The sequence below is a fragment of the Priestia sp. SIMBA_032 genome (genome assembly GCF_046535215.1).
Classification (GTDB): Bacteria; Bacillota; Bacilli; order Bacillales; family Bacillaceae_H; genus Priestia; species Priestia aryabhattai.
The window spans coordinates 975,655-989,136 of record NZ_JAWRXD010000001.1 but is presented as its reverse complement, the minus strand read 5'-3'; the positions used below and the strand labels follow the sequence as shown (position 1 = coordinate 989,136).

At 37.4% G+C, this 13,482-nt stretch carries 12 protein-coding genes; 9 read left to right on the top strand and 3 right to left on the bottom strand.

Annotation, left to right across the window (positions count from 1 at the left end; translation table 11 throughout):
* The first annotated feature begins 12 nt into the window (after positions 1-12).
* From SB717_RS04930 to bioA, 5 genes are all read left to right on the top strand, one after another.
* Complete coding sequence (locus tag SB717_RS04930) at positions 13-1,206, top strand: NupC/NupG family nucleoside CNT transporter (RefSeq protein ID WP_013055534.1); 1,194 nt, start codon at positions 13-15, stop codon at positions 1,204-1,206.
* Positions 1,207-1,520: 314 nt separating this feature from the next.
* The gene (locus SB717_RS04925) at positions 1,521-2,957 is read left to right on the top strand and encodes an amino acid permease (protein ID WP_410903364.1); all 1,437 of its coding nucleotides are present in this window, start codon (positions 1,521-1,523) and stop codon (positions 2,955-2,957) included.
* 136 nt (positions 2,958-3,093) lie between these two features.
* A complete protein-coding gene (locus tag SB717_RS04920; protein ID WP_410903363.1) occupies positions 3,094-3,657 on the top strand; it encodes a biotin transporter BioY in 564 nt (187 codons plus the stop codon).
* A gap of 32 nt (positions 3,658-3,689) precedes the next feature.
* Complete coding sequence (gene bioD, locus SB717_RS04915) at positions 3,690-4,412, top strand: dethiobiotin synthase (protein ID WP_410903362.1); 723 nt, start codon at positions 3,690-3,692, stop codon at positions 4,410-4,412.
* Entirely contained in the window at positions 4,393-5,766 is a 1,374-nt protein-coding gene (bioA, locus tag SB717_RS04910) for an adenosylmethionine--8-amino-7-oxononanoate transaminase (protein WP_410903361.1), read from the top strand. Before bioD ends, bioA begins: the two co-directional genes overlap by 20 nt.
* Positions 5,767-5,988: 222 nt before the next feature.
* On the opposite strand, the gene SB717_RS04905 is transcribed toward bioA, so the two are convergent.
* Entirely contained in the window at positions 5,989-6,171 is a 183-nt protein-coding gene (locus SB717_RS04905) for a YolD-like family protein (RefSeq protein WP_074679081.1), read from the bottom strand.
* A 376-nt stretch (positions 6,172-6,547) separates the two neighbouring features.
* On the opposite strand from SB717_RS04905, the gene SB717_RS04900 reads away from it, so the two are divergent.
* Positions 6,548-7,213, top strand: coding sequence for a TerC family protein (locus SB717_RS04900; protein WP_028412106.1), 666 nt, complete (start codon positions 6,548-6,550; stop codon positions 7,211-7,213).
* A gap of 341 nt (positions 7,214-7,554) precedes the next feature.
* On the opposite strand, the gene SB717_RS04895 is transcribed toward SB717_RS04900, so the two are convergent.
* Positions 7,555-8,823: a dicarboxylate/amino acid:cation symporter gene (locus SB717_RS04895; protein ID WP_410903360.1), complete on the bottom strand. Its 1,269-nt coding sequence runs from the start codon at positions 8,821-8,823 to the stop codon at positions 7,555-7,557.
* A gap of 144 nt (positions 8,824-8,967) precedes the next feature.
* Positions 8,968-10,026 (bottom strand): DctP family TRAP transporter solute-binding subunit, encoded by a 1,059-nt coding sequence (locus tag SB717_RS04890; protein WP_234483627.1) that lies wholly within the window; start codon positions 10,024-10,026, stop codon positions 8,968-8,970.
* A 108-nt stretch (positions 10,027-10,134) separates the two neighbouring features.
* Between SB717_RS04890 and SB717_RS04885 the strand changes: the two genes are divergently transcribed.
* The 3 genes from SB717_RS04885 (at position 10,135) to SB717_RS04875 (ending at position 13,482) form a co-directional block, all read left to right on the top strand.
* Complete coding sequence (locus SB717_RS04885; protein WP_410903359.1) at positions 10,135-11,703, top strand: ATP-binding protein; 1,569 nt, start codon at positions 10,135-10,137, stop codon at positions 11,701-11,703.
* A gap of 12 nt (positions 11,704-11,715) precedes the next feature.
* Positions 11,716-12,402, top strand: a complete 687-nt coding sequence (locus SB717_RS04880; RefSeq protein ID WP_074679073.1) for a response regulator — start codon at positions 11,716-11,718, stop codon at positions 12,400-12,402.
* A gap of 219 nt (positions 12,403-12,621) precedes the next feature.
* Complete coding sequence (locus SB717_RS04875; RefSeq protein WP_144645732.1) at positions 12,622-13,482, top strand: RhaT/GlcU family sugar-proton symporter; 861 nt, start codon at positions 12,622-12,624, stop codon at positions 13,480-13,482.

The window sequence follows — 13,482 nt, the reverse complement described above, 5'->3', positions numbered from 1 at the left end:
GGAGTGGCTTGCATGTACTTTTTATTAAATTTATTAGGCGTTTTTGTAGTAATGGGTGTCGTCTTCTTATGTTCTCCTAAAAAGAAAGAAATAAAGTGGCGTCCGATTGCTTCACTGTTAGTCGTTGAAGTCCTCATTACTTGGTTTATGTTAGGAACTTCAATCGGAACATGGATTATTAATAAGATTGCTTCGTTCTTTACTTGGCTGATTTCCTGTGCCAACGATGGAATTGCCTTTGCGTTTCCATCCGTAATGGGGAATGAGACGGTTGACTTTTTCTTCAGTGCATTACTGCCTATTATCTTTGTCGTGACGTTCTTTGATATTTTATCTTACTTTGGTATTTTAACGTGGATTATTGATAAAGTAGGCTGGGTCATTTCGAAAGTTTCTCGCTTGCCTAAATTAGAAAGCTTTTTCGCTATTCAAATGATGTTTTTAGGAAATACGGAAGCATTAGCGGTTATTCGTAATCAACTTTCTGTGTTAAAAGACAACCGTTTGCTTACGTTTGGAATTATGAGTATGAGCAGTATTAGCGGATCTATTATCGGTGCTTATTTAACGATGGTTCCCGCTACGTACGTGTTTACAGCAATTCCACTGAACTGTTTAAACGCGCTTATTTTAGTGAGCTTATTGAATCCAGTTCATGTTACAAAAGAAGAAGATATGATTTACGTACCGCCAAAGTCGGAGAAAAAAGACTTTTTCTCTACCATTTCAAACAGTATGTTAGTCGGAATGAACATGGTAATTGTTATTTTAGCGATGGTTATTGGGTATGTAGCTCTTACATCTGCGCTTAACGGCATTTTAGGCGTTATTGTAGACGGCTTGACTGTACAAAAGATTTTCTCTTATATCTTTAGTCCATTCGCATTCTTACTAGGGCTAACGGGGCATGATGCCATGTACGTAGCTCAGCTGATGGGTATCAAGCTAGCAACAAATGAATTCGTCGCGATGATGGATTTGAAGAAAAATCTAGATACACTTCCACCGCATACGATTGCAGTTGCTACCACATTCTTAACATCTTTTGCTAACTTCAGTACGGTAGGTATGATTTATGGGACGTATAATTCTACGTTATCAGAAGGTAAATCAACAATTATTGGAAAAAACGTATGGAAACTGCTTGTGAGCGGTATCGCTGTTTCGTTATTAAGTGCTATGATTGTTGGATTGTTTGTTTGGTAAAAAGTGAAAAAGCTGTGCTTTCGAAGACGAAAGCACAGCTTTTTTCTTGTTGCATCATCTATTCATTTCAAGAAAAACGGTTATGAATATCAACAGTAAAAGAAAATCACACTATTCAAGAAAAATTCATTTTACTTTTGCAGAAAAACATTTTAAATCTAGTGAGCATTATGTTAAGATTACAAAAGGCTGTTTCATTTAAATTGAGAACACCGCATAAATATGTAAGTAAATATGCATAGAAAACAAAGGTTTATTAATTTTTTTCTAGGTAATATCTCGTAATAAATAGGTTGAAAGGAAATGTCGTTAATATGATAGAAGGACAACAGCAAACAAATGAATTAAAAAAGACGATGAAAAGCAGACATTTGTTTATGATTTCGCTCGGCGGGGTTATCGGTACAGGTTTCTTTTTAGGAACAGGATACACGATTAGCCAAGCAGGAGCGATTGGAGCGATCCTTTCGTTTATCGTAGGTGGCTTCATCATGTACTTAACAATGCTTTGCTTAGGGGAACTTGCAGTAGCAATGCCAGTTTCCGGTTCGTTTCAGACATATACAACAAAATTTATTGGCCCTGGCGTTGGTTTTGCTTTTGGGTGGTTATATTGGTTGGGCTGGGCTGTAACGGTTGCATTAGAATTTTTGTCAGCAGGTCAGCTTATGCAAAGATGGTTCCCTGATTCTCCGGTATGGATCTGGTGTGCTATATTTGCGCTTTTATTATTCTCATTAAATGCACTGTCAGCTAAAGCGTTTGGTGAAGCGGAGTTTTGGTTTGCCAGCATTAAAGTGTTAGCTATTATTTTATTTATCGTGCTTGGTGGAGCTGCTATGTTTGGTTTTCTTCCATTAAGCAGTGGAGACAGCGCGCCGCTTTTCTCTAACTATACGTCTCACGGCGTGTTCCCTCACGGAATTAGTGCCGTGCTGATTACGATGATTACCGTTAATTTCTCGTTCCAAGGTACGGAGCTTATTGGTGTAGCAGCTGGGGAAAGTGAAAACCCAGACAAGACTGTACCAAGAGCCATTAAACAAACGGTATGGAGAACACTTGTATTTTTTGTATTAGCTGTAGCTGTTTTAGCGGGGATGATTCCGCTTGAAAAAGCAGGCGTAGTGGAAAGTCCATTTGTTGTTGTATTTGACCAAATTGGTATTCCATATGCAGCAGATATTATGAACTTTGTTATCCTAACGGCACTGCTATCTGTTGCTAACTCTGGTCTTTATGCAGCAACGCGTATGCTGTATTCATTATCAAAAGATAACATGGCAAGTTCAGCTTTTATGAAAGTAAATAAACGCGGTGTGCCGATGAATGCCTTGCTTTTAACATTAGGCATCGCGCTTTTATCTTTACTTTCAGGATTCTTTGCTCAAGAAACAGTATTTGTATGGCTTATTTCTGCAGCGGGTTTAGGTGCACAAATCGGCTGGATTACGATCGCTGCATCACTGCTTGCATTTAGAAAAAGATATATAAATCAAGGAGGACAAATCGAGGATTTAAAATTTAAAGTCCCTCTTTACCCGGTATTACCTTTAATCGCATTAGTATTAAATACAATCGTATTGGGAAGCATGGCATTTGATGCAGAACAGCGAATGGCACTGTATGTGGGTATTCCACTAGCGCTGCTGTTTTATGCTTATTATCATGCACGTGTGAAAAAGAAAGTGGATTTATCTATCAGCCGTCAAGAAGTTCAGCTTAAAGACGACAAAAAAGTAATTTTATAAAATCAAAAAGACGCAAAAGCCTAGGTTTTTGCGTCTTTTTTTATTGTTTATTTGTAAACTTAAAATAAAATTAAGTTGACAAATAAAAAGAAATTATTGCAAACTTAAAGCAATGAAAAGAGAAAGGAGGGTGAATATGAAACCGAAAACAATGGCGTATGTTTCCTTATTTGCAGCTTTAACGGCGATCGGTGCATTTATAAAAATTCCTATTCCCTACATACCGTTTACTCTTCAAATTGTTCCTGTTTATTTAGCCGGTGCGCTGTTAGGTCCGCGTTTAGCTTTGTATAGTCAGCTATGCTACATAGGTATTGGGTTAATGGGTGTTCCGGTTTTTGCAGAAGGAGGAGGTTTAGGGTATATCTTCAAACCAACGTTTGGCTATTTAATTGGCTATGCTGCAGGGGCATTTATGAACGGCTACCTTATTCAAAAATATGACTTAAAGAAACCTTTTTCTATCTTTTCAGCTAATTTATCTACGTTAGCTATTGTGTATGCAGTCGGCTGCCTCTGGCTTTACGGAGCAATGAAATGGATAATTGAAAAGCCTCTTTCACTGACTGATACACTTCTTTTTGGAGCTGTTTTGCCAATGCCTGGAGATCTTTTGTTATGTATTTTATGTTCAGTGCTGATTCACCGAATGCAGCCTCAATTTAGTCGTTTGTCATCAAAGCGGGTTAAAGCGGGGTAATGAAGACATAGAAAAAAAGGAGAGAAAAGAAAATGGGCAAAGCGTATTTTATTACGGGAACTGGAACAGATATTGGAAAAACCCTGGTTACAAGTATTTTGTATAAAGTACTTGGTCGTCTAGGAATAAAAACGACAATTTGCAAACCATTTCAAACCGGCTATCAAGACGAAATTGGAGGTTATCCAGATATTTACTGGTTTGAAACAAGGCTTGGAGTAGCAGATACGGGTATTTATCAGTTAAAGCCGGAGACGTCTCCTCATTTGGCTATTGCACTGAGCAACAAGCAAGTGGAGCCTTCAATCGTCTTAAAACGCATTAATGACTTAAAGAAGAAATTTGATGTAGTGCTCGTAGAAGGAGCGGGAGGTCTTGCCGTGCCTTTAATTGAGGAGGAAACAACGTTTTATATGACAAAAGATTTGATCATAGATGCACAAATGCCGGTCATTGCTGTTGGAACGACGGGATTAGGAGCTATTCATGATGCGCTTTCTACCTTTTCATATGCAAGTGAGCATCACCTTAAAATCAACGGACTCATTTTTAATCGTTTTAATCACAGCAGTATCATTCATAACGACAATGTTCGAACGATTGAAAAGCTGCTTCAAATATCATCTTTAATGACCGTTCCAGTATTCACACATATCGATGAAGAGTTAGATGCATATATTGAGAAAATGATGAGGCAAAAAAGTGTTATTCAACATATTCAGGAGGTGTTTGACTGTGCCGTATCAAAAAGCTGAGCTGGAGAAATGGGATAAAGAATATGTATGGCATCCGTTTACACAAATGAAAGCTTACCGTCAATCGAATCCTCTTATTATTGAAAGAGGAGAAGGAAGCTATTTATATGATGTAGAGGGAAACAAATATTTAGATGGATACGCTTCTCTATGGGTGAACGTGCATGGACATAATGATCCGGAATTAAATACAGCTTTACATATACAAATGGAAAGATTAGCGCATTCTACGCTGCTTGGATCGGCAAACGTTCCATCCATTTTGTTAGCCAAAAAGCTAGCGGAAATTACTCCTGGCAGCTTATCGAAAGTCTTCTACTCTGATACAGGCTCCGCCGCTGTGGAAATTGCGTTGAAAATTGCCTATCAATATTGGCAAAATCTCGACTCTGTAAAGTACAAAAACAAAAGTAAATTTATCTCATTGAATGAGGCATATCACGGAGATACAATCGGGGCAGTCAGTGTAGGAGGCATGGATTTATTTCACCGTATCTTTAAGCCATTGCTGTTTGAACGAATTCCCACATCTTCTCCTTACACTTACCGTATGGACGGGTTTGAAACCGAAGAGCAAGCTTCAGCTTACTGTATTCAACAGCTAGAGAAGCTCTTGCAAAACAACGGAGAAGAAGTAGCCGGCTTGATTATTGAACCGCTTGTGCAAGGAGCAGCGGGTATTATTACTCATCCTCCCGGCTTTTTAAAACAAATAGAGCGTCTGTGCAAAGCTTACGGGGTATTGCTCATTTGTGACGAAGTAGCGGTTGGGTTTGGACGAACAGGAACGATGTTTGCATGTGAACAAGAAGACGTTGTACCGGATATTATGTGTGTAGGAAAAGGGATAACAGGAGGGTATATGCCGCTTGCTGCTACGTTAACAAGCGAAAAGATATTTAATGCTTTCTTAGCTCATCCGGATGAAAATAAAACGTTCTTTCATGGCCATACGTATACGGGAAATCAATTAGCCTGTGCAGTAGCGCTTAAAAATATTGAACTGATAGAAGAAAGAGAATTAATCCGTAGTATAAAAGAAAAGGAAAAAGTTTTTAAACGATATCTGTTAAAGCTTTATGAGCTGCCTAATGTGGGAGACATTAGACAACGAGGTTTAATGGCAGGAATCGAGATTGTGAAAGACCGTCAAACAAAATCAATTTTTGAAGATAAAAAAGTGATGGGAGATATTATTTTAGCGGCTCGCCAAAAAGGTTTAATTATTAGAGAGCTAGGTCCTGTGATTACGATGATGCCTATTCTTTCAATGACGGACGAAGAATTAAAAAGAATGGTTGAAATTGTATATGAATCAATTAAAGAAGTAATCGCACGCTATACAGTGAGTTAAATAAAAAGAAGATACCGGGACAAAAGTATTTTATTTAGCTGAAAAAAGATCCGAACGATTCATCGTTCGGATCTTTTTATGGTTATGGTAACGTGAATTTACTTTATTTAGCTGCTTGCACGGAAATCAACCGCCGTTTAACAAGCAGTCCAGATCATTTGTCCAATTTGTACGTCTTTAGATAGGATTGGTGTAGTTATGTCTCAATCTCTTCTTTTTTTATCAATAAATCTTTTTAATACTTGATAGTCGAAGTGATCGTACATGCTGATTTTCATCTTTTAATAGAAGAGTTTGTTCGAGCAAGTTTAAGTTTTGAATATAACCTTTGACTGTTTGAACAAAACCGTTGTTTTGATAATTAATAGTTAGTAATTTATTCGTTTTTAATGCTTTTAAAATCATACCTGTTTTCTCCCTTCTTATATCGTAGCTGACGAAAAACTACAAAATAACGAAGAAGCATTGGAGGCTTGTATTATTTATAAAAATTACTCTATTTTTTATAAATGCTCTCCTGCTATTAATAGTAGAGGCTGATGGTGAAAAACAGATGAAAGATAAAGAATAAGGTTTGATTTATTGTAATGAACTGACTTTTCCTTTACAAATACCTATTTCAAATTTCTTTTTAGTGATAAAATACTGTTAGTGAAATAACTACTTCTTTTCATTAAAGGGTAAGAACGGGTTATATTGATAGAGTTTTAGTTCTCTATTTCTAGTAATGAAATAAGAGATAGAGAAATAGACTAATAAAAATCAGTCAAGGAGTTTTTTTATGGATCAGAGTTTTATTTTAAATCTTTTAGAAATTTTACTGATTAACATTGTATTGAGTGGCGATAACGCAGTTGTGATTGCTTTAGCATGTCGGAATCTTCCGGACGAGCATCGAAACAAAGCGGTTGTTTTCGGTACATTAGGAGCGGTTGTATTACGTGTAGGGCTAACGTTTGTCGCTGTATATTTATTAACAATCCCATTTTTAAATTTCATTGGAGGCCTGCTGCTTCTATGGATTGCAATTAGTCTTTTAAAAGGTGAAGATGACGGAGATATCAAAGCGAATTCAACTCTAGCAGGTGCTATTAAAACAATTATTATAGCGGATCTTGTTATGAGTTTAGATAACGTAGTAGCAGTTGCGGGTGCGGCTAACGGAAGTATTCTACTCATTATCCTTGGTCTTGTTATCAGCATTCCGTTAATCATTTGGGGAAGTCAGCTTTTAATGAAAATTATGGAAAAATTTCCGATTATCATCATTGCCGGAGCAGCGCTTCTTGGCTATACTGCTGGTGAAATGATTTTTAAAGACAAAGCCGTAGGACATGTATTAGAAGGATTAAACCCGCATTTGCATACGATTGTTCCTATTTTGTTAGCTATTTTAGTTGTTGTTGTTGGGAAACTTAGCGGACGTTCTAAAAAAGAAACGCATTAATCCTAAAAAAGAGGTTGGGACAAAAATATTTAAGATGAAGTGAAAAACGAATCACTAATCAAACATTTTGATTAGTGATTCGTTTTTTTGTTGGGATGAACGTAGGCTTCATTTGTTTAGATCCATCTAGCAGTTGATTGGAGGACAAGGCGAAGACTCCTGCGGGAAAAGACAGATGAGACCCCGCAGGAGCGTACGCGACGAGGAGGCTCATCGGCCGCCCGTGGAAAGCGAAGTCTTGTACGAAATCAACTGCGGTGTCATAAGCGATTCAGCTCATGTCTCCCATTTATTCGTCTTTAGATTGAATTCATCTGGCTATGTCTCAACCTCTTTTTTTATTACTTAGCTAATGGAGGTGCAGAATTAACGTCTTGTACTGTTTCTACAGGAGGATGAAATTCATTTTCCATTTTTGATACAACTACAGTTGCTACACCATTTCCAATTAAATTCGTAATAGCGCGAGCTTCCGACATGAAGCGGTCTACCCCGATCAACAGCGCGATTCCTTCAACTGGAATCATCGGGAATGCAGCAAGCGTAGCTGCTAGTGTAATAAATCCAGATCCAGTAACTCCGGCAGCTCCTTTAGACGTTAGCATTAAAATACCAAGTAGCGTAATCTCTTGCATTAACGACAGGTCGACTCCATACGCTTGAGCGATAAAGATAGCAGCCATGGATAAGTAGATTGCTGTTCCATCTAGGTTAAATGAGTAGCCAGTTGGAATGACAAGTCCTACTACAGATTTTGAACATCCGTACTTCTCCATTTTGTCCATCATTTTTGGCAGTGCAGATTCCGAAGAAGACGTACCTAATACAAGTAGAATTTCTTCCTTAATAAAAGCAATGAATTTAAAAATATTAAATCCATAAATCTTAGCAATGGTTCCAAGTACAAATACAATAAATAAGAACATAGTAATGTAAACAGATCCCATTAAGAAACCGAGTTTTTGAAGAGAGCCTATCCCGAAGTTACCGATTGTATAAGCCATCGCTCCAAACGCCGCAATAGGTGAAAGTTTCATAATCATATTAACAATTCCAAAGAAAATATCTGTACAGCGTTCAAAGAATGTAATGACAGGAGCCGCTTTTTCGCCGAGTGTAGCTGTAGCCATTCCAAATAGTACGGCAAAGAATAAGATTGGCAATAATTCACCATTTGCCATTGCGCCAAATACGCTATCTGGAATAATTCCCATGATAAACTCCATAAAGCCATGCTCCGCTTCAGCTGCTTGCTGCGTATATTGAGTAACATCAGCTCCGCTTGCGCCATTGATATTAAAGCCAGCCCCCGGTTTGATAAAGTTTACAACGATAATTCCAATTGCTAAGGCAAAAGTAGTGACAATCTCAAAGTATAAAAGAGCTTTACCTCCAATTCGTCCCACTTTCTTTAAATCTCCCATGCTTCCGATACCGATGACCACCGTTAAGAAAATAATTGGGGCAATCACCATCTTAATTAATTTAATGAAGATATCAGCCAATATTTTTAATTTAGCACCAAATTCAGGAAACATGAAGCCAATTGCAATACCAAGAAGGATACCAATGACAACTTGAACAGTTAGGTTTTTAAAAGTTAATTTCATACGTAATGCTCCTTTCGAGAATGTTTTGTTAACGCTTACATTATTCTTATCCTTATATTAACTGATAATTTTAACTATTTATATTTCTGGTGATAATGTTCTTTTTGGTCATTTTGGTCAAAAAAAGTGATGAACATATAGTCATCACTTTTGGCTTTCGATATTTTTTATTTGCTGAATGATATCAAGCGTTTGTTTTGTTGCATTGTTTTCAAACGATTGATAAAGAGAGTTAAACTGCTTTTTCCATTCGGCTTTCTGTGTATCATTTAAGTAATAAACGCGCATGCCAGATTTATTTTTTATTTGCTGCAGCTGTTCATCGTTCATCATTTTTGATTGAGTCCAAATCCAGTTCGTTGTTTCTATCATTGCATCACTTAATAGTTGTTTTACATCTTCAGGGAGGCTGTCCCAATACTTTTCATCCATTAAAACAGCATAGCCCAAATATCCATGGTTGCTGATGGTCATATATTTTTGCAGCTCGTACAAACGTTTTGAATAAATATTAGAAATGGTATTTTCCTGACCATCAAATTCCTGTCGTTCAAGGGATTGATATACTTTATTAAACGAGACAGCCTGAGGCTTGGCGCCAAGAAGTTCGAATTGTTTTTTGATTACTTCACTTGGCATAATGCGAAACGTTTGACCTTGAAAATCTGCTGGATGGAGCAAAGGTTTTGTATTGCTAGTCATTTGTTTAAAGCCGTTGCTCCATAAAGCAAGCCCTTTAATATTTTTCTCTTGCAGTGTACTCAACAAATCCTGTCCGATTTTCCCGGTAAACACTTGTTTTGCCTCGCTGTAATCATCGAAAATGAAGGGGAGATCAAAAAGTTGCCATGTAGGGGAAAGGTCGGTTAGCTTTGAAATGGAAGGAGCAATCATTTGTACATCATTTCGGCGAAGAGCGGCAAGCTCTTCGTCGTCTGAATACAATACGCCGTTTGAATATACTTCAATTTTAACTTTACCATCCGATTTTTGATTAACGATTTCAGCGAATTTTTGAGCGGCTAAGCCTTTTGGGGTGTTTTCAGCTACAACGTGGCTAAAATTAATCACAATTTGCTTATTTAATCCTTTTTGCTCATCGTCATGATACACATTATCTTGATTTATAACTGTATACTGCAAAAAAACATAGATCATCAAGAAAACGCTAACAATGATACTTGCCCCTATAAACATCTTCAAAATGTCCAACCCCGCGATTCAATAATTTTTCTCTACAAATATTCTAACACGCAATTTCTCAACGTGGTAAAATTAAAATAAACTTCAATCAGCAGTAGGTGTTCCGCTATGATGCGTTTATCGATGCAAACGAAAATGACGGGGCTAATCTTTTTTATCGTGGTCTTTTCGTTGTTTTTAGCAAGTATTGTCGTGATTAATAATTTTGTGCAGTCAAAAGAAAATGATTTAGAGCAAAGGGCTTTGATCACTTCGAGAACAGTTGCTGAAATGCCTGAAATTCGAGAAAAAATTGAAAAAGATAGCAAGAACATTAATCAAATTGTAGAGCCGATTCGCATTATTCACGGTGCTTATTATGTAGTCGTTATGAATATGAATCACGAACGTTTGTCTCACCCTTTGCAAAGCATGATTGGGGAAATTTCCAAAGGAGAGGACGAGGGTCAGGCGTTTGCAGAACATACCTATACTGATAAAGCAAAAGGAGAAGGCGGGATGGTCATTCGCTCTTTTGTGCCCGTCGTAAACGACCAGCATGAACAAGTAGGCGTCGTTGTCTCAGGCTACCTTCTTCCGAAATTTACAGAGGTTATTTTAAGTTTAAAAAAAGAAATTTTTCTTATCTCAGGCCTTGCTCTTTTTTTTGGAGGATGGGGAGCGTGGGCGCTTGCATCTCGTATTAAAAAAGAGATGTTTGAGCTTGAACCCCATGAAATTGCTCGTTTGTTCGTAGAACGAACCGAGACCTTTAATGCCATGCATGAAGGAGTCATTGCGATTGATAAAGAGGAGAACATTACTATTTTTAATCATAAAGCGAAAATTATGATGGGTGTACCCGAGGAGGTAATTGGAAAAAAGATCTATGATGTGATTCCAGATACAAGACTGCCAGAAATTCTGCAGCTTAATCAGCCTGTTTATAATCGAGAGCTTCAAGTTCGAAATTTGAATATTTTAAGCAATCGTGTGCCGATTAAGGTTAATAATCACACAGTCGGTGCGGTCGCTATTTTTCAAGACAGAACGGAAGTTAAAAAATTAGCTGAAGAGTTAACCGGGGTTAAATCATTTGTAAGCGCTCTTAGAGTTCAAAACCATGAATACATGAATAAACTTCATACGATTGCAGGACTTATCCAACTTGGAAATAAAGACAAGGCTCTTCAGTACGTTTTTCAAGTGTCTGAACAGCAAGAAGAGCTCACGCAATTTCTTCATAAGCATATTAAAGATGAAAGTATATCGGGATTGCTGTTGAGCAAAGTCAGCCGTGCCAAAGAACTTGGAATTGAGTTAGCTATCGATCGCCACAGCGAGCTTCACTCATTTCCTCTTTACTTAGATCATCATGATTTTGTGATTATTATTGGTAACTTAATTGAGAATGCTTTTGATTCGTATTGGCATATGGAGCGTCGTGAACGGAAGATCTATATAAGTATGGAACAAAATGACGGCATTCTTTCTATATTAGTTGAAGATAACGGATGTGGCATGAATGAAGATCAAGTAGAGAGAATCTTTGATGAAGGTTTTTCAACCAAAGCAAAGGAAAATAGAGGAATTGGTTTGCATTTAGTAAAACAAATTGTTGAAAAAGGAAACGGTCAGATCGAAGTAGAGTCAGAATTAGATGTTGGAACGACTTTTATCATTACATTCTTTTTATAGGGGGAGTGGGAAATGAATAAAAAAGAATGGACGGTGCTTCTTATAGAAGACGATCCTATGGTACAAGAAGTGAACCGCCAATTTATTGAACAAATTGAAGGGTTCATCGTTATCGCTGCAGCTTCGAATGGTTTAGAGGGTATACAGCTTATTAAACAGCATCAGCCTGATTTAACGATTATTGATATGTATATGCCTAGTCAAGATGGCTTAACCACCTTACAGCAAATTCGAGCAAATGGCTATAAAACAGACGTGATAGCAGTTACAGCTGCAAGTGATATTGAAACCGTACGAAAAGTTCTTCAATACGGCGCGGTGGATTATATTATGAAACCGTTCAAGTTTGAACGAATGAAGCAAGCGCTTGAACAGTATCGTTCGTTTCAAGTTAAAATAAGTCAAAAAGAACATATTACTCAGTCTGAATTAGATTCTATGCTGTTTCAGCAATTCGAAGAAAAAGCCGATTTGCTTCCAAAAGGGCTAAATGCGGTTACGCTAAGGAGGATACAACAATATCTTTCCGAACAGAATCATCCGATTTCTGCTGAAGAAGTGGCGGACGGCGTAGGAATTGCGCGTGTTACGGCAAGAAGGTATTTAGAGTTTTTAGAACAGGAAAACGAGCTGAAATTATCAGTTGAATACGGCAGAGTGGGGAGACCTATTAATCGCTATATGTTAAAAATAAATTAAATCATACAGAACAGCTTTTATTTGGAAAAGCTGTTTTTTTGCGTTAGAAAGTATATCTTTTTCTCTCCTAGAACAAATTAAGGTATACAGTTTTTGCTATCCAAAGAATACTTCGTGCGGTCATTAATTCATGAAATGTCCCTGAAAAAGGATTAATGGCGGAAAAATTGGGGAATATGCACTTTGACATTTAATTTTAGCACAGGAAGGTTTTGAAACATGGACATATTTTTAGCCGTCTTACCAGCCTTATTTTGGGGAAGCATTGTGCTTTTCAATGTGAAACTAGGCGGAGGACCTTATAGTCAAACGCTTGGAACCACGTTGGGAGCTTTGATTTTCTCCATCGGTATTTATATTTTTGTACACCCTACGCTTACACCTTTAATCTTTGGCGTTGGAGTTGTATCGGGGTTATTTTGGGCAGTTGGACAAAGCAATCAGCTGAAAAGTATTGATTTAATTGGAGTTTCTAAAACGATGCCTATTTCAACTGGGCTTCAGTTAGTTTCCACTTCATTATTTGGAGTAATTGTGTTTCACGAGTGGTCTACAAAAACTTCAATCATTCTTGGTGTGCTCGCTCTTATCTTTATTATTGTAGGGATTATTTTAACATCACTTCAAAGCAAAGAAGAGAAAGAGGCTGAAGAAGGAAAAGGAAACTTCAAAAAAGGAATTGTTATTTTATTAATTTCAACCGTTGGTTATTTAGTTTATGTTGTAGTAGCCCGTCTATTTAATGTAGACGGATGGTCGGCTTTATTACCTCAAGCAATTGGTATGGTTATTGGAGGAGTATTGCTGACGTTTAAGCATAAGCCATTTAATAAATATGCAATTCGCAACATTATCCCAGGTCTTATTTGGGCCGCTGGTAATATGTTTTTATTCATCTCGCAACCCAAAGTAGGCGTAGCGACAAGCTTTTCGCTTTCTCAAATGGGAATCGTCATTTCAACATTAGGCGGGATCATCATTTTAGGTGAGAAGAAAACGAAGCGTCAGTTAGTTGGGATTATTATTGGAATTATACTGATCATCATAGCAGGAGTCATGTTAGGGCTCGCCAAAAGCTAA

What these genes read in the sequence shown, in the direction of transcription:
- SB717_RS04930 (WP_013055534.1), top strand. Translation starts at nt 13, where the DNA reads ATGTACTTTTTATTAAATTTATTAGGCGTTTTTGTAGTAATGGGTGTC.
- SB717_RS04925 (WP_410903364.1), top strand. Translation starts at nt 1,521, where the DNA reads ATGATAGAAGGACAACAGCAAACAAATGAATTAAAAAAGACGATGAAA.
- SB717_RS04920 (WP_410903363.1), top strand. Translation starts at nt 3,094, where the DNA reads ATGAAACCGAAAACAATGGCGTATGTTTCCTTATTTGCAGCTTTAACG.
- bioD (WP_410903362.1), top strand. Translation starts at nt 3,690, where the DNA reads ATGGGCAAAGCGTATTTTATTACGGGAACTGGAACAGATATTGGAAAA.
- SB717_RS04905 (WP_074679081.1), bottom strand. Translation starts at nt 6,171, where the DNA reads ATGATTTTAAAAGCATTAAAAACGAATAAATTACTAACTATTAATTAT.
- SB717_RS04900 (WP_028412106.1), top strand. Translation starts at nt 6,548, where the DNA reads ATGGATCAGAGTTTTATTTTAAATCTTTTAGAAATTTTACTGATTAAC.
- SB717_RS04895 (WP_410903360.1), bottom strand. Translation starts at nt 8,823, where the DNA reads ATGAAATTAACTTTTAAAAACCTAACTGTTCAAGTTGTCATTGGTATC.
- SB717_RS04885 (WP_410903359.1), top strand. Translation starts at nt 10,135, where the DNA reads ATGATGCGTTTATCGATGCAAACGAAAATGACGGGGCTAATCTTTTTT.
- SB717_RS04880 (WP_074679073.1), top strand. Translation starts at nt 11,716, where the DNA reads ATGAATAAAAAAGAATGGACGGTGCTTCTTATAGAAGACGATCCTATG.
- SB717_RS04875 (WP_144645732.1), top strand. Translation starts at nt 12,622, where the DNA reads ATGGACATATTTTTAGCCGTCTTACCAGCCTTATTTTGGGGAAGCATT.